At 63.7% G+C, this 21666-nt stretch carries 23 protein-coding genes; 16 read left to right on the forward strand and 7 right to left on the reverse strand.

Going from position 1 to position 21666, the window contains the following annotated elements:
- The first annotated feature begins 16 nt into the window (after positions 1-16).
- On the forward strand, positions 17-925 hold the full coding sequence (locus tag QKE30_RS00320) for a tyrosine recombinase XerC (RefSeq protein ID WP_297666907.1): 909 nt from the start codon (positions 17-19) through the stop codon (positions 923-925).
- Here the strand turns inward: QKE30_RS00320 and QKE30_RS00325 are convergent.
- On the reverse strand, positions 900-1481 hold the full coding sequence (locus QKE30_RS00325; protein ID WP_347933813.1) for a M23 family metallopeptidase: 582 nt from the start codon (positions 1479-1481) through the stop codon (positions 900-902). The genes QKE30_RS00320 and QKE30_RS00325 overlap by 26 nt on opposite strands.
- Before the next feature lie 490 nt (positions 1482-1971).
- On the opposite strand from QKE30_RS00325, the gene rpsB reads away from it, so the two are divergent.
- From rpsB to QKE30_RS00350, 5 genes are all read left to right on the forward strand, one after another.
- Positions 1972-2778 (forward strand): 30S ribosomal protein S2, encoded by an 807-nt coding sequence (rpsB, locus tag QKE30_RS00330; protein WP_297666905.1) that lies wholly within the window; start codon positions 1972-1974, stop codon positions 2776-2778.
- Between the two features lie 171 nt (positions 2779-2949).
- Positions 2950-3768 (forward strand): translation elongation factor Ts, encoded by an 819-nt coding sequence (tsf, locus tag QKE30_RS00335; RefSeq protein ID WP_034986351.1) that lies wholly within the window; start codon positions 2950-2952, stop codon positions 3766-3768.
- 148 nt (positions 3769-3916) lie between these two features.
- Positions 3917-4657, forward strand: coding sequence for a UMP kinase (gene pyrH, locus QKE30_RS00340; protein WP_239199785.1), 741 nt, complete (start codon positions 3917-3919; stop codon positions 4655-4657).
- Positions 4658-4719: 62 nt separating this feature from the next.
- Positions 4720-5277 carry a ribosome recycling factor gene (gene frr, locus QKE30_RS00345; RefSeq protein ID WP_347933814.1) on the forward strand — a complete coding sequence of 186 codons (558 nt, stop codon included), beginning with the start codon at positions 4720-4722 and terminating at the stop codon, positions 5275-5277.
- 42 nt (positions 5278-5319) lie between these two features.
- The gene (locus tag QKE30_RS00350; RefSeq protein ID WP_297666958.1) at positions 5320-6174 is read left to right on the forward strand and encodes a phosphatidate cytidylyltransferase; all 855 of its coding nucleotides are present in this window, start codon (positions 5320-5322) and stop codon (positions 6172-6174) included.
- Here QKE30_RS00350 and QKE30_RS00355 read toward each other — a convergent pair whose 3' ends face one another.
- Entirely contained in the window at positions 6175-6576 is a 402-nt protein-coding gene (locus QKE30_RS00355; RefSeq protein WP_239199779.1) for a lipopolysaccharide assembly protein LapA domain-containing protein, read from the reverse strand.
- A 77-nt stretch (positions 6577-6653) separates the two neighbouring features.
- Between QKE30_RS00355 and rlmN the strand changes: the two genes are divergently transcribed.
- The gene (gene rlmN / locus QKE30_RS00360; protein ID WP_297666897.1) at positions 6654-7751 is read left to right on the forward strand and encodes a 23S rRNA (adenine(2503)-C(2))-methyltransferase RlmN; all 1098 of its coding nucleotides are present in this window, start codon (positions 6654-6656) and stop codon (positions 7749-7751) included.
- Between the two features lie 72 nt (positions 7752-7823).
- Here the strand turns inward: rlmN and QKE30_RS00365 are convergent, their stop codons facing one another.
- Complete coding sequence (locus tag QKE30_RS00365; RefSeq protein WP_035006047.1) at positions 7824-8225, reverse strand: DUF2631 domain-containing protein; 402 nt, start codon at positions 8223-8225, stop codon at positions 7824-7826.
- 144 nt (positions 8226-8369) lie between these two features.
- Here QKE30_RS00365 and dxr point away from each other — a divergent pair, with 144 nt between their 5' ends.
- The 3 genes from dxr (at position 8370) to ispG (ending at position 12041) form a co-directional block, all read left to right on the forward strand.
- A complete protein-coding gene (gene dxr, locus QKE30_RS00370) occupies positions 8370-9560 on the forward strand; it encodes a 1-deoxy-D-xylulose-5-phosphate reductoisomerase (protein WP_347933917.1) in 1191 nt (396 codons plus the stop codon).
- The gene (locus QKE30_RS00375; RefSeq protein ID WP_297666895.1) at positions 9545-10789 is read left to right on the forward strand and encodes a site-2 protease family protein; all 1245 of its coding nucleotides are present in this window, start codon (positions 9545-9547) and stop codon (positions 10787-10789) included. The genes dxr and QKE30_RS00375 overlap by 16 nt, the downstream gene beginning before the upstream one ends.
- 91 nt (positions 10790-10880) lie before the next feature.
- A complete protein-coding gene (gene ispG, locus QKE30_RS00380) occupies positions 10881-12041 on the forward strand; it encodes a flavodoxin-dependent (E)-4-hydroxy-3-methylbut-2-enyl-diphosphate synthase (protein WP_011273699.1) in 1161 nt (386 codons plus the stop codon).
- Here ispG and QKE30_RS00385 read toward each other — a convergent pair.
- Together QKE30_RS00385 and QKE30_RS00390 are read right to left on the reverse strand one after the other, a co-directional pair.
- Entirely contained in the window at positions 12034-12756 is a 723-nt protein-coding gene (locus QKE30_RS00385; RefSeq protein WP_347933815.1) for an ABC transporter ATP-binding protein, read from the reverse strand. The genes ispG and QKE30_RS00385 overlap by 8 nt on opposite strands.
- Positions 12753-13673, reverse strand: a complete 921-nt coding sequence (locus tag QKE30_RS00390; protein WP_347933816.1) for an FtsX-like permease family protein — start codon at positions 13671-13673, stop codon at positions 12753-12755. Before QKE30_RS00390 ends, QKE30_RS00385 begins: the two co-directional genes overlap by 4 nt.
- 115 nt (positions 13674-13788) lie before the next feature.
- On the opposite strand from QKE30_RS00390, the gene QKE30_RS00395 reads away from it, so the two are divergent.
- Genes QKE30_RS00395 through QKE30_RS00415 form a run of 5 tightly spaced genes read left to right on the forward strand, consistent with a single transcriptional unit; the run spans position 13789 to position 18892 of the window.
- A complete protein-coding gene (locus QKE30_RS00395) occupies positions 13789-14871 on the forward strand; it encodes a sensor histidine kinase (RefSeq protein ID WP_347933817.1) in 1083 nt (360 codons plus the stop codon).
- Positions 14872-14882: 11 nt separating this feature from the next.
- Entirely contained in the window at positions 14883-15533 is a 651-nt protein-coding gene (locus QKE30_RS00400) for a response regulator transcription factor (RefSeq protein WP_347933818.1), read from the forward strand.
- Between the two features lie 20 nt (positions 15534-15553).
- Complete coding sequence (locus tag QKE30_RS00405) at positions 15554-17434, forward strand: penicillin-binding transpeptidase domain-containing protein (protein WP_347933819.1); 1881 nt, start codon at positions 15554-15556, stop codon at positions 17432-17434.
- An 11-nt stretch (positions 17435-17445) separates the two neighbouring features.
- Positions 17446-18315 (forward strand): type I methionyl aminopeptidase, encoded by an 870-nt coding sequence (map, locus tag QKE30_RS00410; RefSeq protein ID WP_239199739.1) that lies wholly within the window; start codon positions 17446-17448, stop codon positions 18313-18315.
- 25 nt (positions 18316-18340) lie between these two features.
- Complete coding sequence (locus tag QKE30_RS00415) at positions 18341-18892, forward strand: carboxymuconolactone decarboxylase family protein (RefSeq protein WP_239199736.1); 552 nt, start codon at positions 18341-18343, stop codon at positions 18890-18892.
- On the opposite strand, the gene QKE30_RS00420 is transcribed toward QKE30_RS00415, so the two are convergent.
- A complete protein-coding gene (locus QKE30_RS00420) occupies positions 18889-20040 on the reverse strand; it encodes an HNH endonuclease signature motif containing protein (RefSeq protein ID WP_347933820.1) in 1152 nt (383 codons plus the stop codon). The genes QKE30_RS00415 and QKE30_RS00420 overlap by 4 nt on opposite strands.
- 157 nt (positions 20041-20197) lie before the next feature.
- Between QKE30_RS00420 and QKE30_RS00425 the strand changes: the two genes are divergently transcribed.
- Positions 20198-20833: a DUF1648 domain-containing protein gene (locus QKE30_RS00425; RefSeq protein ID WP_239199730.1), complete on the forward strand. Its 636-nt coding sequence runs from the start codon at positions 20198-20200 to the stop codon at positions 20831-20833.
- Here the strand turns inward: QKE30_RS00425 and QKE30_RS00430 are convergent.
- Entirely contained in the window at positions 20825-21664 is an 840-nt protein-coding gene (locus QKE30_RS00430) for an SDR family oxidoreductase (protein ID WP_347933821.1), read from the reverse strand. The genes QKE30_RS00425 and QKE30_RS00430 overlap by 9 nt on opposite strands.
- Positions 21665-21666: the final 2 nt, after the last annotated feature.

The raw sequence follows: 21666 nt of genomic DNA on the forward strand, positions 1-21666 counted from the left end.
CGGCTAGATTGGTCACATGAGCAACTCCCGTCCCACTGGCACCACGGCGCCGCTGTGGTCTGCGCTGGACGACTACGAGCAGCACCTGCGCCACGTGGTCGGGCGCTCCGAGAACACGATCCGCGCCTACCGACGGGACCTCGACAGCGCGCTGGAAGGCCTAGAGCGCATCGAGGAGTTCGACCTGGATCGCGCCCGCGACGTGCTGGGCTGGGCGGTGGATAACGGAGCCAGCCGGGCCAGCCTCTCCCGGCTGGCCTCCAGCATGCGCGGCTTCGGAGCCTTCCTTGCCCACCGCGGCTTCGTGCAGGCCAACCCGGTCGCCGCGCTGAAGGCTCCGAAGCCGCAGCGCACGTTGCCGCGCGTGCTGCGCGCCGACCAGGCCTCCGACATGCTCAACGGCCTGCAGCCCGAGGCCGATGCATCCACGCCCAGCGCCATCCGCGACTGGGCCATGGTCGAGCTGCTGTACGCCACCGGCATCCGCGTCTCCGAGCTGACCGGCTGCGACGTGAACGACGTGGACTTTTCCAACCGCCTCCTCCGCGTAACTGGTAAGGGCAGCAAGACTCGCGTTGTTCCCTTCGGAGCCACCGTGGTGACAGCCCTTGAAAAGTGGCTCGAGGTGCGCGGGGACATGGCGAAGGGCACTCCGGCTCTCTTTGTGGGCGTGCGCGGCAAGCGCATTGATCCCCGTCAGGTGCGCACAGTGGTGAACCGCGTAACCCAGGCCGGCCCCGGCCCGCGCCTATCTCCCCACGGGCTGCGGCACTCCGCGGCCACGGCAATCCTGGAGGGCGGGGCGGACCTCCGCGTGGTGCAGGAGCTCCTCGGCCACTCGAACATGTCCACCACACAGATCTATACCCACGTCGGCACCGAGCGCCTGAAGGCCGTCTTTAACCAGGCACATCCCAGAGCCTGACCCGCACGGAACCGAGGAGCGTCATCGGGTCGATATACACCCGCCCCTTGCCCTCGAATCTGGCGCCCCAGGAAAGCCCCGGGGACTTCCGGGCATAATCAGGCAAAGTGGTGACATCAGCTAACACGCCGATGGTCTCGCCCCGGCGAACTTTCTGTCCGGTGCGCACGCGCGCCAAGACGGGCTCATAAGTGGTGCGGATACCGTCCGCGTGGCTGATGGAGACCACCGGAGTTCCGGCCACCACGCCAGCAAAGGCGACGGTGCCACCCCGGCTGGCTACGATCACCTGCCCGGGAGAGGCCTCCAAGTCCACGCCCCGGTGACCCGGTTCCCACACGGCATCGGGAATGTCCGCAGCGCGGATCACCTGCGCATCCTTCGCAGTCGGCAGCCTATGAGAGCGGACAATGCGGGGCGCATCGGGTTGGGGCGTGCCGGTTTGGGTGGTAGCGGGTTGGGAACTTGCAGTTGGCAAGTGTGTAGGCGGGGCGCCACCCCAGAGGAGAACCAGCGCAAACGTTAAGGAAATGGTGCGGTATAGCCGTGGGATCATGGCTACAGATGATGCGTGGGGGCGTCACCAAAAAGAAAGGGCAAATCTGCGGGGGCTGTGGATAACTCAAAGTTGTCCACAGAAACGGCAAAACGCGCGGCAACAGGACTTGTTTAGGCAGCGTGAGTGGGGGTAGGGTAGCAAGCGCAGTATGTCCGGATTCGTCTGTCGCGCTTTCTTGATACGTCCGATTTCAAGAGAGTGCACTCGGTTTCGCGAAGGCCAAGGGGCGGAGTAAGGCGACTGACTACGCGTAGATATTCGCACCCCACCTAATGGCTCACCAGCACGGTCCCGCTAGAAGCAGCGGGCGAACATGGCGAGCCACAGCTACACCGGGGACTATCTGCCAGGATGGTGCATAAGCCACGCACGTACAGTGAGTGTCGAGTGCATCGTGAAGAAAACCGTCAAACCCTAAACTTTGAAAGCGAGGAAGGGGCGGCGCCGACCACGCGGTTGGCTAGAAGAAATACGCCCCTGTAACACCATGGCTGTTGTTACTATGCGCGAGCTGCTGGACGCTGGTGTCCACTTCGGTCACCAGACCCGCCGTTGGAACCCGAAGATGAAGCGCTTCATCTTCACCGACCGCAACGGCATCTACATCATCGACCTGCAGCAGACCCTGACCTACATCGACGAGGCATACGAGTTCGTCAAGGAGACCGTCGCCCACGGCGGCAACATCCTGTACGTCGGCACCAAGAAGCAGGCCCAGGAAGCAGTTGCCAACGAGGCAGAGCGCGTGGGCATGCCCTACGTGAACCACCGCTGGCTAGGCGGCATGCTGACCAACTTCCAGACCGTTGCTAAGCGTCTGCACCGCCTCAAGGAGCTGCAGGCAATGGACGCAGCTGAGGACGGCTACAAGGGGCGCACCAAGAAGGAAGTTCTGATGCTGACCCGCGAGCGCAACAAGCTGGAGCGCGTCCTCGGCGGTATCGCGGACATGACCAAGACTCCGTCCGCTCTGTGGATCGTCGACACCAACAAGGAGCACATCGCTGTTTCCGAGGCACAGAAGCTGAACATCCCGGTTGTCGCAATCCTGGACACCAACTGCGACCCGGACGTTGTCGACTACCCGATCCCGGGCAACGACGACGCTATCCGCTCCGCAAACCTGCTGACCAGCATCATCTCCTCCGCAGTCGAGGCTGGCCGCCAGGCCCGCGCAGAGCGCCAGGAGGCTGCAGCCAAGGAAGCTGCCGGCGACGCTGACAAGGCACCGGCCGAGGCTGAGAAGACCGAGGCTCAGGCTGAGGCAAAGGCCGAGGGCAACACCGAGGCATAAGCTGCTTTAGAGCTAGCGATTTAGCGCCCACCCCCGTATGGGACACAGTTTCAGACCCGTGTCCGACGGGCGTGGGCGTTACTTGTAACCTAGGCTGGAAAACAGGACTGAATTTAGAAACTGTTATTTCAGCCACTATGAACACTTCCACCAGAAGGAGGATCGCCCCACATGGCGAACTACACCGCTGCAGACGTTAAGAAGCTCCGCGAGATCACCGGCGCCGGCATGATGGACTGCAAGAAGGCCCTGGAAGAAGCCGCTGGCGACTTCGACAAGGCCATCGAGATCCTGCGCATCAAGGGCGCCAAGGACGTCGGCAAGCGCGCAGAGCGCTCCGCCTCCGAGGGCCTGATCGCCGTTTCCGGCAACACCATGATCGAGGTCAACGCTGAGACCGACTTCGTGGCCAAGAACTCCGAGTTCATCGAGTTCGCCGACAAGGTCGCAGCCGCTGCAGCCGAGGTTAAGGCAAACTCCCGCGAGGAGCTCGAGGCAGTTGAGGTGGACGGCCAGAAGGCTGTCGACGCTCTGCAGCAGCTGTCCGCAAAGATCGGCGAGAAGCTGGAGCTGAAGCGAGCCACCACCATCGAGGGCGACAAGGTTGCTGTCTACATGCACCACCGCTCCGCCGACCTGCCGCCGGCAGTTGGCGTGCTGGTTGCCTACGAGGGCGACGACGAGGGCGCAGCCAAGGCCGCCGCTATGCAGGTTGCCGCCCTGAAGGCTAAGTACCTGAGCAGCGACGAGGTCCCGGCTGAGACCGTCGCTAAGGAGCGCGAGATCGCCGAGGCTACCGCCCGCGAGGAGGGCAAGCCAGAGAAGGCTCTGCCGAACATCATCGAGGGCCGTCTGAAGGGCTACTTCAAGGACGTTTGCCTGCTGGATCAGCCGTCCGTCACCGAGTCCAAGAAGTCTGTTAAGCAGGTTATGGACGAGGCCGGCGTGACCCTGAAGGGCTTCAAGCGCTTCGAGGTTGGCCAGGCTTAGGGCTTGTACAGCCTGTACGGTCTGTAAACTCCGAAAATTTTTTCGGTAGAGGCTCCGGCACGCGAAAGGGCGCCGGGGCCTTTTTCCATGCCTTGGGTGGGGTAGTATGGCCAGCAGTGCAAAACACGTCGACAAAGGAGATTCCCCGGTGACTACAGCCGAAAACCGCGAAGGCTACAAGCGCGTTATGTTGAAGCTGGGGGGTGAGATGTTCGGCGGCGGCAAGGTCGGCATCGACCCCGACGTCGTGCAGAACGTGGCACGACAGATCGCGGAGGTTTCCAAGTCCGGCGTGGAAGTTGCCGTGGTTATCGGCGGCGGCAACTTCTTCCGCGGCGCAGAGCTGCAGCAGCGCGGCCTGGACCGCTCCCGCTCCGACTACATGGGCATGCTCGGCACGGTCATGAACTGCCTGGCCCTGCAGGACTTCCTCGAGCAGGAGGGCGTGGACTGCCGCGTGCAGACTGCCATCCAAATGACGCAGGTTGCCGAGCCCTACCTGCCGCTGCGCGCCTCCCGTCACCTGGAGAAGGGGCGCGTGGTTATCTTCGGCGCGGGCATGGGCATGCCGTACTTCTCCACTGACACCACCGCCGCACAGCGCGCCCTGGAGATCGGCTGCGAGGTACTGCTAATGGCCAAGGCCGTCGACGGCGTGTACAGCGACGATCCGCGCACCAACCCGGAGGCGGAGCTCTTCCACGAGATCACCCCGTGGGAGGTCATCGAGAAGGGGCTCAAGGTCGCCGACGCCACCGCGTTCTCCCTGTGCATGGATAACAAGATGCCGATCCTGGTGTTCAACCTGCTCACCGAGGGCAACATCGCCCGCGCCATCGCCGGCGAGCGCATCGGCACGCTGGTCGACAGCAACGTCGGCGCCCGCTAAAGAGCCAACACAACCCGATCCTTAAACCCATATCCCCACCGTAGGCTGGTAAATTTCTAATCATGATTGACGATATTCTGCTTGAGTCCGAAGAGCGCATGACTAGCTCCGTGGAGCACGCCCGCGAGGATCTGACAACCATCCGCACCGGTCGCGCGAACCCCTCCATGTTCAATGGTGTTGTCGCCGAGTACTACGGCGTTCCCACTCCGATCACCCAGATGGCCACCATCAGTGTTCCGGAGCCCCGCATGCTGCTGATCAAGCCCTACGAGCAGTCCACCATGGATGCGATCGAAAACGCTATCCGCAACTCCGACCTGGGCGTCAACCCCACCAACGACGGCCAGGTGCTGCGCGTCACGATCCCGCAGCTCACTGAGGAGCGACGCAAGGAAATGGTCAAGATGGCCAAGTCCAAGGGCGAGGACGCGAAGATCGCCATCCGCAACATCCGCCGCAAGGGCATGGAGCAGCTGGGCAAGATCCAGAAGGACGGCGAGGCCGGCGAGGACGAGGTCCGTGCGGCTGAGAAGGATCTGGAGAAGATCACCCACAACTATGTCGAGCAGGTTGATTCCCTGGTCGAGGCCAAGGAGAAGGAACTGCTCGAGGTTTAACTCGAGCGCCTGCTAGCCCCGCGCACGAAAGGCCGATTTCTCATCGTTGCTCGCCCGAAACCCAAGAATGGTCCCGGCCGGGATCTGAAACAGGCCATCGGCGTTGGCGTATTTCTGGGTGCCATCGCCATCGCGGGGCTTTTTACGCCTTTCGCGTGGTATCCGCTGGTGGCTCTGGCTTTGTCGCTGGCGGTCTACGAGGTCTGGCGTCGGCTCTACGAGGGCGGCTATGTGCTGAACCTGCCCGTCCTCTTCTTGGGCGCGCAGGTGATCGTGTGGCTCTCGTGGCCTTTTGGGCCGACGGGCGCGCTGGCGGGCTTCGTCATCAGCGTGTTGCTGCTGATGGTCACGCGCCTGTTCCACTACGGGCGCTCGTCGCCGCCGCATAACTATCTGCGGGATACGGCGGTCGGCGTCTTTGTGCTGACGTGGATCCCCCTGTTCGGCAGCTTCGCGGCCATGCTGTCCCGCATGGAGCGCGATCACATCGACGGCTGGGCCTTCATCGTCACGTTCATGCTGTGCGTTGTGGGCTCCGACGTGGGCGGTTACATCGCCGGCGTGCTTTTCGGTACCCATCCGATGGCACCTGCCGTGAGTCCGAAGAAGTCCTGGGAGGGCTTTGCCGGATCGCTGATTCTATCTACCGCCATCGGCGTGGCCTGCGTGACGTTGCTGCTTTCCGGCCCGTTCTGGGTCGGTCTGCTGCTGGGGCCGGGGCTGGCCTGTTGCGCCACCCTCGGTGACCTGGTGGAGTCGCAGTTCAAGCGAGACCTCGGGATCAAGGACATGTCCGGCATGCTGCCGGGCCACGGCGGCCTGATGGATCGCCTGGACGGCATGTTGCCGTCGGCGATGATCACCTGGGTTGTGCTGAATATGCTCAGCGGCGTGTAGCTATTCCGTAACCTGCTTGCGCAGCTGCACGATGCGCACGCCGCCGACCAGCGCCATGATCAGCGCACCGACAATCGCGGCGATCAGCATTCCCACGCCGATCGGGAAGGTCATCGTCCACCCCAGCAGCTGCAGCTCTGCGGATTCCTGGTTCTGGAGGATAAACACCAGCAACAGGATCAGCAGCAGCACGCCGACGATGAGCGCCACCCACGTCGTTCCCGCCAGGGTCTTCTTCACCTCGCGGTGCTCGCTGTTCTTTTTTGGTGACGCCGGAATCTGCGCCGGCGTTCCAGCCGGAGGGTTAGTGTGCGTTGTCGGCGGGTGCGAGGGAGTGTTAGGCGATTGCTTGTTAGTCGGCTGCGGTACGGACTTCCGGTTGTTGTCGCTCATACCTACCATTCAACGGCATAACCTGGTTGGGTTCAGATTTTTGCAATGTGAGGGTTACCCCCGTTACGTGCAATAATGGGCGCATCATGGCTACACCAGTAAAACTTCAGTTCGCAGCACCCAAAAGGGGTATGCCGCCGGTACACATGGCAGATCTCGATGAGGAGACGCTCAAGGAGCGTGTGCAGGAGCTCGGTCTGCCGAAGTTCCGGGCGGATCAGATTCGGCGTCAATACTACGGTCGCTTGCAGGGCGACCCGATGGAGATGACGGACCTGCCCGAGTCTAAGCGCGCGTCGGTGAAGGAAGCTCTATTCCCCGAGCTGATGCACCCCATGCGCAACATGGAGGCCGACGACGGGGAGACGCGTAAGACGCTGTGGCGATTGCACGATGGCACGATGCTGGAGAGTGTGCTGATGCGCTACCCGGGGCGCGCCACGTTGTGCATTTCCTCCCAGGCGGGCTGCGGCATGGCTTGCCCGTTCTGCGCGACAGGCCAGGGTGGCTTGGATCGCAACCTCTCCGTCGGCGAGATGGTGGAGCAGGCCCGCGCGGCTGCAAGCACGATGCAGGAGGAGGGCGGTCGCCTGTCCAACATCGTGTTCATGGGCATGGGGGAGCCGCTGGCCAACTACAAGCGCGTGGTGGACACCATCCGCAAGGTGTCCGCGCCCGCGCCGGATGGCTTCGGCATTTCCCAGCGCAACATCACCGTGTCGACGGTCGGCCTGGCCCCGGCGATCCGCAAGCTGGCGGACGAGGAGATGAAGGTTCGCCTGGCGGTTTCCCTGCACACTCCGGACGATGAGCTGCGCGACGAGCTCGTCCCCGTGAACAACCGCTGGTCGGTGGAGGAGGTGCTGGATGCCGCGCGCTACTACGCGGATACCTCCGGCCGGCGTGTTTCCATTGAGTACGCCCTGATTCGCGACATGAACGACCAGCCGTGGCGCGCGGATCTGCTGGGGAAGAAGCTACGCGGGGCGCTGGGCACGAAGGTGCACGTCAACCTGATTCCGCTGAACCCCACGCCAGGCTCCAAGTGGGATGCCTCCCCGAAGGACCGGCAGGACGAGTTTGTCCGCCGTGTGGAAGACCAGGGCGTTCCCTGCACTGTGCGCGATACCAAGGGCCAGGAGATCGCCGCGGCCTGTGGCCAGCTGGCAGCAGAAGAGAAATAAAAAACTGCGCAGGCTTTAAAGCAGCCTGCGCAGTTAAAAAATTTTTGGGGGCTAAAAACTAGCTGGTCAGAGCTAGCGGTTCAGCGTAGCCGGGTCGATGTTCTGGCTACGCAGCTCATCGTCGCTCAGGTCGGCGTAAGCACCCGTCAGGTTCAGCTGGTCAGCGGACCATACCGGCTCCACATGGCCCTCGGGCTGGTTGCGAGCGGTAACGGTCGTACGCTGCTTGAAGGTCGGGCGGGCCACCCACAGGCCAACGCCGAGGAAGACCACGACTGCCAACACGATCAGCCAGATGTTCTCAACGTTGCCCTTGTGGTTGCCGAAAAGCATGCCCAGCAAGAACAGGCCGCCGATGACACCGGCAGTAATGATTCCGCGACGCGGAAGCTCGCTCCAGCCCCAAGCCGCAGACGGAACGTCCGCAGTGGATACGCCGTTGTAAACTTCAGCTTCCTTAGAGTGGTGCGCCACCGTTTCCTCCTGAAAGTCAAAAAAATTTCTATCCCCGCTATTTTGACACATCGGGGCGAGAATGTCCCTATCCGCGCCCAGGCATGGGCTGGAAAACACCCAATTTAGGTGGGGAGACGGGGCGTCACCAAGAAAAGAAATAGAATAGACCGCGTGAAAACGCGAGTAGTAGTCCTAGGCAGCACCGGATCCATCGGCACCCAAGCGCTGGAGGTGATGGCGGATAACCCGGAGCGCTTCGAGCTGGTCGGCATTTCCGCGCACGGCTCTAAGCCGGAGGTGCTGGCGCAGCAAGTCCGCGACTTTGGGCTGGATCTCGCGCGGGTGGCGGTGGCCTCCGACCACACGGCGGAGTGGCTGGACGGGGAGTTCAGCGCCCACTGCATCCGGGGCAAGGATTCCGCCCGCGAGCTGGTCCAGGCCATCGGTCCGGAGCTGGGGGAGGGCGACGTCATTCTGAACGCCCTGGTCGGCTCCCTGGGGCTCGACGCGACGCTGGCGACACTGGGCACAAAGGCGAAGTTGGCGCTGGCGAACAAGGAATCCCTCGTCGCAGGCGGCCAGCTGGTGCTGAAGGCGGCGGACGAAGGGCAGCTGATCCCCGTGGATTCCGAGCACTCCGCGATGGCGCAATGCCTGCGCTCCGGCCGGGTGGACGAGGTCGATTCGCTGGTGCTCACCGCCTCGGGCGGGCCGTTCCGCGGGTACACGCGCGCCCAGCTGGAGGACGTCACCCCGCTGCAGGCCGCAAACCACCCGACCTGGTCGATGGGGCAGATGAACACCCTTAACTCCGCGACGATGGTCAACAAGGGACTCGAGCTGATCGAAGCCAGCCTGCTATTCGGCATCCCCGCCGAGAAGATCGACGTGACGGTCCACCCGCAGTCGATCGTCCACTCCATGGTCACCTTCATCGACGGGGCGACGATCGCCCAGGCCTCCCCGCCGTCGATGAAGCTGCCGATCTCCCTGGCTCTCGGGTGGCCCGACCGCATCGCGGATGCTCAGCCCAAGCTGGACTTTTCCCAGGCAACCGACTGGCACTTCGAGCCCTTGGACGACGAGGTCTTCCCGGCCGTAATCCTGGCACGCCAGGCGGTCACTGCCGGCGGGACGATGCCCGCGGTTTATAATGCTGCGAACGAGGAAGCGGCCGTCGAGTTCCTCAACGGCCGTCTGAGCTTCCCCCGCATTGTGGACACGGTTGCGGCAACCATGGAGACCTGCCAGCACCTGTCCGCCGAACCCAACGATTTGGAAGATGTGCTGGCGGCAGAGCGCGAAGCCCGAGCCAAGGCGCACGAAAGGATGGCCACGTGGCTTTCGGACTAGGGATCCTTCTCTTCGCCCTAGGCATCGCCCTATCCATCGCCCTGCACGAGGCAGGGCACCTGATTGCCGCCCGCATGTCCGGCATGCGTGTGCGGCGTTACTTCATTGGCTTCGGCCCGACGATCTTTAGCTTCCGCAAGGGCCACACCGAGTACGGGCTGAAGGGAGTGCCCCTCGGTGGCTTCTGCGACATCGCCGGCATGACGAAGCTGGACGAGATGACCGACGAGGAGCGCCCGTACGCCATGTACGACAAGCCGGCGCACCGGCGCATCTTCGTCATGCTCGGCGGCATCATCATGAATATTTTGCTGGCTCTCGGCATTCTCTACGGGGTAGCGCTGGCCTGGGGACTGCCGGACCGCAACGTGGTCTTTACTCCCACCGTCGAATCCACCCAGTGCGCACCGGCGAAGCAAAATTCGGACGGCACGCTCGCCAAGTGTTCGGGCGACGGTCCCGCGGCGGAATCTGGCGTCCAGACCGGCGATACCTTCCTCTCCGTCAACGGCGAAGAGACAGAAGACTTCCGGGAGTTCACCAAGGCCATCGCCGCCGAGGCCGAGCGTGCCGCCGACGACGGCAAGCAGGTCGGCGACCGCATCACGGTCCCCGCGGTCGTCGACCGCGACGGGCAGCACAAGAACCTCGACCTGCAGATCGAACTGGTCGAGCGCCTAAACACCGCCGGCAACACCATGACCTCCGGCGCCGTCGGCATCCGCGCCAAGCGCCCGGATCTCGTGATCAACCAGTACAACCCCGCCAGCGCGGTGGGCGGCACGCTGTCCTTCACCGGCGGCATGGTCAACGACACCTTCCACGGCCTGATCGCCCTGCCGCAGCGCGTGCCGGGCGTGGTCGAGTCCATCTTCGGCGGCAACCGCGAGGACGATTCCCCGATGAGCGTGGTCGGCGCCTCCCGCGTCGGCGGCGAGCTGGTGCAGTACCAGCAGTGGATGAGCTTCCTCATGACTCTGGCGAGCCTGAACCTCTTCCTGGCCGCCTTCAATCTGGTGCCGCTGCCACCACTGGACGGCGGGCACATCGCCGTGGTGATCTACGAAAAGATCCGCGACTTCTTCCGCCGCCTGCGCGGCAAGCAGCCCGGCGGCCCCGCCGACTACACGAAGTTGATGCCACTGACGTACGCGGCCACGGCGGTACTGCTGGTGTTCGGCATTATCGTAATCGTCGCCGATGTGGTTAACCCGATCCGTATTTTCTAGTTAGTTGACGCCCACCTCTGCGTCCGCTGAACGGCGCGTAGAATTGGTGGGAGTTTGAACGGCATTCACGACTGAAAGGTTGTCTTCGTACATGTCTGGTATTTCCCTGGGTATCCCCGACGGTCCGCCTCCGGTGCTGGCCCCGCGGCGCAAGACCCGCCAACTAATGGTCGGCGGGGTAGGGGTCGGTAGTGACCACCCGATTTCGGTGCAGTCGATGACCACCACGAAGACGCACGATGTTAATGCGACGCTGCAGCAGATCGCCCAGCTGACCGCCTCCGGCTGCGACATTGTCCGCGTGGCCTGCCCGAAGACGGTGGATGCCGAGGCCCTGCCCGCGATCGCCGCGAAGTCCCCGATCCCGGTGATCGCGGACATTCACTTCCAGCCGAAGTACATCTTCAGCGCCATCGACGCCGGCTGTGCGGCGGTGCGCGTAAACCCCGGCAACATCAAGGAGTTCGACGGCCGAGTCAAGGAAGTTGCGAAGGCTGCCGGGGATGCAGGCATTCCGATCCGTATTGGCGTCAATGCCGGTTCGCTGGATAAGCGCATCATGGAAAAGTACGGCAAGGCTACGCCCGAGGCGCTGGTTGAGTCCGCGCTGTGGGAGGCCAGTCTTTTCGAGGAGCACGGCTACGGCGACATCGCCATCTCCGTGAAGCACAACGACCCGGTCGTAATGGTGGAGGCCTACCGCCAGCTCGCCGCCCAGTCGGATTATCCGCTGCACCTGGGTGTCACGGAGGCCGGCCCGGCCTTCCAGGGCACCATCAAGTCCTCCGTGGCTTTCGGAGCCCTGCTGGCCGAGGGCATCGGCGACACGATCCGCGTGTCCCTGTCCGCCGATCCTGTGGAGGAGATCAAGGTCGGCGACCAGATCCTGCAGTCGCTGAACCTGCGCCCCCGCAAGCTCGAGATCGTGTCCTGCCCCTCCTGTGGTCGCGCGCAGGTGGATGTGTACAAGCTGGCCGACGAGGTCACCGCGGGCCTGGAGGGCATGGAGTTCCCGCTGCGCGTGGCCGTCATGGGTTGTGTGGTGAATGGCCCAGGCGAGGCGCGCGATGCCGACCTGGGCGTGGCCTCCGGCAACGGCAAGGGCCAGATTTTCGTCAAGGGCGAGGTCATCAAGACCGTGCCGGAGGACCAGATTGTGGAAACCCTCATCGAGGAAGCGATGCGCATCGCCGAGGAGGAGGGCCTGGAGGCCGTCGAGGGACAGAAGGCCGAGGTGCGGGTGACTAAGTAGTCGTCATCTCTACCTCGCTGGCCTTGCCGTCGACTAGCTCGATGCGGCGGTCCAGCGTGGCCAGCTGCTCCTGATCGTGGGAGACGTACAGCACCGGCGTGTTGCGTTCGCGCGCCAGGTCCACGATCAGCTCGGTTACTCGCTGCGCGTTGGCGGTGTCCAGCGCCGCGGTCGGCTCGTCCACCAGCAGCAGCGCCGGGTCGTTCATCAGGGCGCGTGCCAGGTTCACGCGCGCCTGCTGGCCGCCGGAGAGCTCGGAGACCTTCGCGTTCTCTCGCCCTTCTAGGCCCACTTCCTTGAGCAGGCGCTCGGCCTTCTGTTCTTGGTGACGCCACGCCTTGCCGCTGATACCGAATGGCTTATCCAGGCGGCTCATCACCATGAGCTGCTCCTTGGCCGTCAGTGCCGGCAGCAGGTTCGGCTGCTGGAATACAATGCCCAGGTGGCGGCGGCGGATCTCCACGGCCTGGCGGCCGGAGACCGTGCCGAGTTCCAGGGTGTCCGCGCCGTGCAGGGTGGCGGAGCCGGAGGTGGCGGTTTCCAGGCAGCCGATGATGGACAGCAGGGTGGACTTACCAGAACCGGAGGGGCCGGTGATGCCGACGACCTCGCCGGGGTCCACGTTGAAGCTGACGTCCGTCAGCAGGTTGCGCTTGGTGGTTCCGTCGGTGATCTCGAGGGAGATGTTCTTTACTTCGAGTGCTGGGAAAATCATGAGTTCATTGCCTTTCGCGGATCGACCTTCATTACAGGGATGATGGACAGGCCGGCGCCGAGCAGGCCTGCGGCCAGCAGGATGGCGGCCGGGACGAGGGTGGTGTTGGCGGTGACATCCATGGGGATGCCTTCCATGGATCCGCCGACGCCGACGGTGAGTAGGGTGCCCGCGGCGATGCCCACGAAGAGCACGACCAGAGCCTGGCCGACCGCGTCGCTCAGGATGCTGGAGCGCGTGCCGCCGAGTGCCACGGTGATCGCCACGCCACGCAGGCGCTGCATCGTCCACACGGTGAAGAACGCACCCAGCACCAAGGCGGAGATCACGTAGAGCAGCACGATCATGAGGTTCAGGGAGGACTGCTCGCCCTTGTAAGAGGCACTGGCCTCCAGGGCATCCTTGCCCTGCAGCATGACTGCGCTGTCGACCGGCTCGGCATCCTCGGCAACCACGCCGAAGGTGGAGGCTCCGGGCAGCTTCTCCATCTCGCCGGTGCTCATCCAGTGGATGGGCTGGTGCTCGAGGTAAAGTTCCTCGCTGGGCCTGGTGCCCTCGTAAGACATTGCGATGAACGCTTGACCTTTTGCATCTTTAGAGCGGGCCATCGTGACGACCTCTCCGCCACGGCTCTTGACCTCGCTGACTTGGGCGTCGGTAAGAGAACCAGTACTCAAATTCACAGTGCCGCCGGCATCGTTCAACACGAGTTGGCGATCGTTGCCGACCTTGTGCTCCAAGGCGGAGGCGGACTGGTAGCTCAGGCCTGCCGACAGGGAGCTCAGGAGCGTGACCATTGCGGTGATGAGCAGGACGGTGGTGATGATGAGCGCCGTCTTGCCACGGGATACGCGCAGCTCGCGGATCCCCTGAAACATGAATCCCCGGACCGGGGTTAACGACTTATTACTTAGCATGGTTCTTATTCTTCGCGCGTTATAGAAGGAACACATCGGGCTAAGGAGTAGTCTTTGCCTCATACTTTTGGTGGAGGCGGATAGCACCTTTCGGCCACTAGACTTGGGGACGATCATGATGCACAAAGCCAAGTCGAACAAAGTCGTTGCGCTGAACCGCGCCTGGGCTTACCTGGGTCTGGGGCTCCACCTGCTGATGGCCCTGCTGATGGCCGTGACTATCATCAGGGACGGCTGGTCGTGGAACGCGGTGGCCCTGTGCTTCATCTACGTCATGGGCCTGTGGTTGCGCCCCACCTGGCTGTGGCTGACGTTGGTCATCGCCACCTGGGCGTGCCTGTTGCTGGTCGCCCCGAGCGCCGTTTTCATGGCATTCGCGCTGTTCTTCCTGTGCGTCGGGGTGCTGCCCCTGTGGCCGGCAATCGTGTGCAATGCAGTGGTGACCATCCTGTCTGTTTATCAGGGTGGCGAGGCGCTGGGCCCCACCGTCGCCGCCGTGGTTGCCACCGTCGTCGGCGTGGGCTTCAAGGAGCTGCGCGACGAAGCCAGCGCCCGCGAGGCCGCCAGCCGCCACGCAGGCGAAATGGGTGAGCGCACGCGCCTGGCCGGGGAGATCCACGACACCATTGCGCAAGGGCTAAGCTCCATCCACATGATCCTGCAGGCCGTAGAGAAGCGGGTGGAGGATCCGGAGGTTCTGGAGGACCTGCGCCTTGCCCGCACCACCGCCGAGGACAACCTGGCCGAAACCCGGCGCATCATCGCCGCACTGCAGCCCGGCCCGCTGGTCGGCGGCGACCTGCCAATCGCCCTGGCGCGCGTAAGCTCCGGCACCCCGCTGGGCGAGGCCTTGAGCTTCGAGGTCGAGGGGGAACCCTACGACCTGGACGAGAAGGTGGAGCAGGAGCTCACCCGCATCGCGCAGTCCCTCGTCTCCAACGTGGTGAAGCACTCGGAGGCCACTCGCGCCCGGGTCACCCTGACCTACCAGAGCGACCTGCTCAGCCTCGACGTCGTGGACAACGGCCGGGGCATGGACGAAGAGCTAGTCAGCAAGATCGCCGCAGACAAGATGAGCCTGTCGCCGGTCGGCCTGGCGGGCGTGCGGCGCCGCGCCAACCTGATCGGAGCGACCATGCATGTGGAAAGCTCGCCGGGCGCCGGCTGTGGTGTATCTATCCAAGTGCCGATTCGTTAGGAGTTTGAACAGTGCCAGACCAGCTGCGTGTCCTGATCTGCGACGATCATCCCGTGGTCCGCGCCGGAATCGAGGCGATGCTGCGCGGAACGGGGGACGTGGAGATCGTGGCTTCCGTGGGCGACCCCGACCGCGCCGTCGCCATCTGTGCCGAGGAACAGCCCGACGTGGTGCTCATGGATCTGCGCTTCGGGGAAGGCCCCGGCAGCGAGGGTGCCGAATCCGGGGGAGTGCGCGCCACCCGCGCGATCCGCAAGCGCAAGCCCGCCCCGCAGGTGCTGATCCTGACGAACTATTCCACCGACAGTGACGTCCTGGGCGCCATCTCCGCCGGCGCGGTGGGCTACCTGCTCAAGGACTGCGCTCCCGACGAGTTGGCCGAGGGCATCCGCCAGGCTGCTCGCGGGCAGACGGTGATGAACAAGAACATCATGGGCAAACTCCGCGGCCGGCTGGCCAATCCCTTCGAGTCGCTGACCAATCGCGAGCAGGAGGTCCTTGTGCTCGCCAGTCAAGGTAAATCTAACCGGGCGATTGCAAAGGACCTGATCCTTACCGAAGCGACCGTGAAGTCCCACTTGGCGCACGTTTTCTCCAAGCTGAATGTGAAAAACAGAACAGCTGCCGTTGCCGTGGCGAGGGAACGCGGAATCATTGATTAACCCTGTTACTCTCTGTGCCTATGCGCACCACCTCTTGGACCCCTCGCCGGAGCATCACCGCGGCCGTCACGACGGCTGGCCTGGTGCTGGGCGCTGCGGCTTGTACGCCGAAACCCGATGTTGCTGATGACGCCGCCCAGGCCTTCCTTGCCGCCCTTTCCAACCCGGGCGAAGCCTCACAGGCCGGAGGGGAGACCGATAACCCCGACAAGGCGACCCAGGCCATCGAGAAGGCGTGGCAGTCTCTGCAGGCCGAGGGCCTGCATACGGAACTGAAGAACGTCAATACTCAGGACAACCAGGCCACCGCGCAGTATTCGATGCGCTGGGACCTGCCGGGCGGGCGGGAGTTTTCCTATGACTCGTCGATGAACCTCACCCGCACCGGGGATGACTGGTCCGTGCGCTGGCAGCCCGCCGTGCTACACCCGGAGCTGGGCGCCAACCAGCACCTGGAGCTGCGCAGCGTTCCCGCCACCGTCGCCAACGTGGTGGGCTCCGATGGCGCGGTGCTGCTGGAGCCGGGTACCCAGTATCGCGTACTTGTCGATCCGGATAAGGTTTCCAGCGTCCATAGCACTATGCAGCGCATTGCCGGCGAGCTGGACTCGCTGCGGGGCAGCGATAAGTCCGTGCCCCGCATCGACCCGGTGGAGAAGGCCAAAGAGGCTGCCGATGTGGACGGGGAGTACTCCGTCCTGACCGTCAACCAGGGCCAGGGCAAGCGCCTGCAGAGCGTCCTCGGCAACGTCGAAGGAGTACGCCTCAACGAGGAGCCCGCCCTCGTACGCCCCGATCCCTCCTTCGCCCCCGACATCATGGCGCGCGTCAGGGGTGTAGTGGAGAAGGACCTGCAGGGCGAGGCTGGCTGGAAGGTCGTCGCCGCCACCAGCGAGGGCAACGAGGTGGCCAAGGTCGGCGGCGAGGATCCGAAGTCTTCTCCGAGTGTGCGCGTATCCCTGTCCCGCAAGGTCCAGGAGGCCGCCCAGAAGGCGGTGGATACCCGAGCCGACGCCAAGACGATGATGGTGGTCATGCGCCCCTCGACCGGCGAAGTGCTGGCGGTCGCCCAGTCGGAGAAGGCCGACGAGGACGGCGACGTCGCCCTCATGGGCCAGTATCCGCCGGGCTCGACGTTCAAGATGCTCACCGCATACGCCGGCCTGCAGAAGCAGGGGCTCAGCCCGGATTCGATCGTCGGCTGCCCCGGCACGCAGGACATCGGCGGGCGCATCGTCACCAACTACAACGGTTTCTCGCTGGGCAACACTCCGCTGGAGAATGCCTTCGCCAAGTCGTGTAACACCACCTTCGCGGACATCTCGACCAAGCTGAAGCCGGGCGAGTTGAAGGACATCTCCGCACAGTTCGGCCTGGGCGCCGACTACGACATCGAGGGATTGGAGACCATCACCGGTGCGGTGCCCGAGGGGGAGACGATGCTCGACCGTACCGAGGCCGGCTATGGCCAGGGCCTCGACCTCGCCAGCCCTTTCGGCATGGCCCTGGTTGCTTCCGCCGTGGCAGCCGGCAAGGCGCCCACCCCGTACCTCATCGCTGGCGAGAACCACCACACCGAAGCCAAGAACGACGAGGCCAAGAAGGATGCCAAGCAGAAGCTGGATCCGAAGGCCATCGGGGAACTCCGCCGCATGATGCGCGCCGTGGTCACCAACGGCTCGGGCTCGGGCGTGGCCGGCGCCGGCGAGGTCTACGCCAAGACCGGTGAGGCCGAGATCAACGAGGGCTCCCACAGCTGGCTCGCCGGATACCGCGGCGACCTGGCCTTTGCCACCCTCATTGTCCTTGGCGGCGGCTCCGAGCACGCTACCTCCGTGACCGCCGACTTCTTCAAGAACCTGGATGGCCCGGCCGCGGAGGCGGAAGGGCGTCAAGAGTAAGATAGGGAGCCATGACTCGAGCACCATTGACCCCCGGTAATCCCACGCCCATCCGCTCCGTCCCGGCCCACATCGAAAGGCCGGAGTACGCCTGGAAGGACAGTGTGCAGGAGAACGTGGGCGAGCCGTGGGTGCAGACTCCAGAGACCATCGAGAAGATGCGCGAAGCCAGCCGCATCGCCGCCGATGCCCTGCAGGCCGCAGGTGCCGCCGTCGCCCCCGGCGTGACTACCGATGAGGTCGACCGCGTGGCGCACGAGTACATGTGCGACCACGGCGCTTACCCCTCCACGCTCGGCTACCGGCACTTCCCGAAGTCCAGCTGTGTGAGCCTCAACGAGATCATCTGCCACGGCATCCCCGACAGCACCGTGATCCAGGATGGCGACATCGTCAACATCGACATCACCGCCTACAAGAACGGTGTGCACGGCGACACCAACGCAACCTTCCTGGCCGGCGACGTCTCCGAGGAACACCGCCTGCTCGTCGAGCGCACCGAAAAGGCCATGTGGCGCGGCATCAAGGCCGTGAAGCCCGGCCGGCAGATCAACGTCATCGGCCGCGTGATCGAAAGCTACGCCAAGCGCTTCGGCTACAACGTCGTGGAGGACTTCACTGGCCACGGCGTTGGCCCGACCTTCCACAACGGCCTGGTGGTACTGCACTACGACCGCCCGACCATGTACACCGACCTGCTCGAGCCGGGCATGACCCTGACCATCGAGCCGATGATTAACCTCGGCGGGCTGGAATACGAGGTGTGGGACGACGACTGGACCGTCCAGACCAAGGATCGCCAGTGGACCGCGCAGTTCGAGCACACCCTGGTCGTCACCGAAGACGGCTACGAGGTTCTGACAATTCCCAGCGAGGGCTAGCTCGACCGACTAACCTCCCGGAAGTATGGGAGACAAAACTATACCTCTGGGGCCTGGCCCCGTTCCTCGTAAACAACACCTCCGCCGCCTCGGCCCGTTCGGCGCCTTCGCCACGCGCGTGGGCGCCCGAGTGACCAAAAGGAAGAACCTCGGAGTGTTCGCCACCATTGGCCGCGCTCCGCGCTTGTTCTTCTTTTGGCTGCTGTATGGTGGCTCGATGATGCCCTTCGGCTACCTCTCGCGCGTCGAGACCGAAATGATCATCCTGCGCGTCGCCTACTTGCGCGGTAGCGCCTACGAAGCCGACCAACACCGTGCCCTCGCTGCAAAGGTTGGGGTTCAGGATATTGACGCCCTATTCCAGCCCGACCACGGCCGCACCGGTCGCCACGGCACCTTGCTGGACGCCGCCGAGCAGCTCGTCCGCGACCGTGGCCTTACCGCCGACATGGCCCAGCGGCTGCGGGGTCTGCTGAGCGAGCGCGGGCAGGTCGCGTTCGTCATGCTAGTGACCAACTATGACGGCCTGGCCACGGCGCTGGACGTCATGGGAGTCCCAGTAGACGAGCCGCGCTAGGCCGCCCGCCGGCGATTCTCCGCCCGCTGGGCAAAGGTTTCCCGCCCCAGCGGCCCGTTGGGTGCCGTCATGACGGTGTGCCCGTCGCCGTGGCTGGTCCAAGTTTCATTGCCGTCGGGATGGATGGTGACGTCCCAGGAGCCAGTCGTCTTCGCGTTGTGGTGCTTGGTGCAAAGACAATGGAGGTTTGAGGTGGAAGTAGGGCCACCTGCCTGTGGGGTTTCATGGTTATAGCGCTGCACGTGGTCCAACTGGCATTTATGCGCGGGCACCGAGCAGCCAGGGAAGCGACAGGTTCCGTCGCGCCCCTCCACGCTGGCCCGCACCAAAGATATAGGGGAATAGCCCTCGTTGCTAACGGCGCCGGGGAACTGGACGTGTGTGACGCGATCCTTCCACCTCTGTGTGGCCTTTGAGTTGACCCAACCACCTGCGGCCCAGATCTGGGCATCTGGCTGATCCGTACTCTGATAAAGGTTCAGTGTGATTTCTGCCTTGGTCTGCCTGCGAACCAAGCGCATTAGTGCCTCGGCGCGGGAGCAAGAATTGTTCTTGACCACGTTGTTGAGCGTCCGCTGGAGCTCTAGCCCTTCGAGCTTGGGTAGCGTCAAGAAGAAGACAGTGGTGGTATCGGGGCGATCGTCGATGTCCAGGCGCGCGGAGGAGCCCGGATCCGTATCCTTTGACTCCTCCGGCAGGGCCTGGGGATCGTGTTTGCGGATCACTTGCTCGATACGGCCGCGGATGGTTGCCCGGGCAAGCATTGCTTGGTTCGGGACGGTGGGGGAGATCGCCCTAAAAATTTTTTCCTCGAAGGTTTCGGGGACGTCTGCCTTCACGGGGCTGAGGCACTCAGCCATGCATCGCAGCAGGTCAAGCGAGTAAGCACCGGAACGGGCGAGCTCGAGGATGGTGGGGAAGCGGCGGAACATGTGGCCGATCTCCACCAGCGTGAGCGCGCGGTATTCTGTGAGCCCCAGGCGCACGGCCAGGCGGGTGGATACGTCGATGACACACTCGTTCATCTCGGGCGTGCAGGCCACGGCGAGGTTCACGTGCCCGCGGTTAACTTCGCACGCGGCTGCGCTTAGTGGATCGTTCGGGTCGGTGATGCGCCAGCAGGGTGTGATGGTGGAATGCTCGAACATGGTTTTCCCCTTATTGCCTGTTCGGAGGTGCTTTTGTGGTGTAGCCAAAAAATTCTCTTGGCTTGTGCGAGCAGTATATAAACCGCCTCGGACAACCCCTTGCGCCTAAGTAGAATTAATCGAACACCGAGCTTGAAAAAATCTTTGAGGAACACCGATGAGTACAGCAAACCGCACATGGACGCTCACTGGGGCGGCGCTGGCGCTGCTTGGCCTGGCGGCCGGGTACGTGGCCGCGCGGTGGGAGGACATTCCGGAGCGCTTCGCGACCCACTTTGGTACTCGCTTCGAGCCGGATGGCTGGAGTGACAAGACCGTGGGGTCGGTGTTCTTCCCGACGATATTCGGCGCGGTATTGGTGCTGCTTTTCGTGCTGATAGCCGCGGGGATACTGCGTTGGAAGCCCTCGCATGGTTACACGGCAATGTGGCTAGCCGTGATGAACTTTGCGCTGGCCATCATGTTTGCGAGCCTGCAGGTCGTGACCGTGCTGCACACGGACTGGGTGGCTCCGGCCATGATCGGTTCGCTGGTGCTGGTGCTGGGAGCTAGCCTCGCCATGGTTGTGGCGCTGGCGAGGAAGCAGAACAACACCACGAGCCCGAGCACCGACAACGACGAGCACTACAAGTGGGGCATGTTCTACTACAACCCGGACGACCCGGCCGTGCTGGTGGACAAGCGCCACGGGGTGGGCGTGGACTTCAACTACGCCCACTGGCAGGGCAAGGCGTTCGCTGTCTTTGTCGTTCTGGTGCTGCTCGGCTCTATTCTGTTGCCCTTTTCATTTTGACGCCCATCGGAACCCAGCGTTAAGCGCCTTCATCACGCCCTTGTAAGCCCAGGGGGTGTTTACTTGCGCCCAGCGGGCAATAGGAATGTCCCCGCTGGTGTTGATGAGGTACTTGCCCTTGTCCACACCCTTCAAAATTTTTTGAGCCGCCTTGGCGGGGGTGACGGCGTGGCCCTGGAACAGGGCCGTTGCCTTCTGGATGCGCTTCTTGGAGCGATCCACGCCGTGGATGTCGATGGTGCGAACCAGGGGAGTGTCCACCGCTCCCGGGGCGACGGCGTGCACGTCCACGCCGAAGGGTGCCAGGTCGAAGCGCAGCACCTCGCACATGCCCAGCACGCCACCCTTGGAGGCGGAATAGGCCGCGTGCCACGGCAGGCCGATGATGCCCGCGGCGGACGAGACGAACACCAGCTTCCGGCGGTCGCGGCGGCGCCGGCGCACAGGCTGGTCCTCCATCATCTTGGGCGCGAAGGCCTCCACCATGTGCACGGAACCCATCAGGTTCACATCGATCACGCGCTGCCACTTTTCGTGGGGCATCTGGCGCACGTCACCCCAGATGGCGATGCCGGCCACGTGGTGTACCTGGTCCGGGGCGCCGTGAGTGGAGACCACGTCGTCTGCCCAGGCTTTCACTGCTTCCACGTCGGTTACGTCCACGGTGCGTTGGTCGGCGACGGTACCCCCGCGGTTGGTGATGTCTTTGGCAGTAGCGGCCAGGCCTTCCGCGTCGCGGTCGCTGACGGCCACTGCATAGCCGCGTTCAGCCAGTTGCAGTGCCACCTCCCGGCCGATACCTGAGGCTGCTCCGGTGACTACTGCAAACATGG

Origin of the sequence: Corynebacterium sp. c24Ua_83, from assembly GCF_039907245.1 — a bacterium.
Classification (GTDB): domain Bacteria; phylum Actinomycetota; class Actinomycetes; order Mycobacteriales; family Mycobacteriaceae; genus Corynebacterium.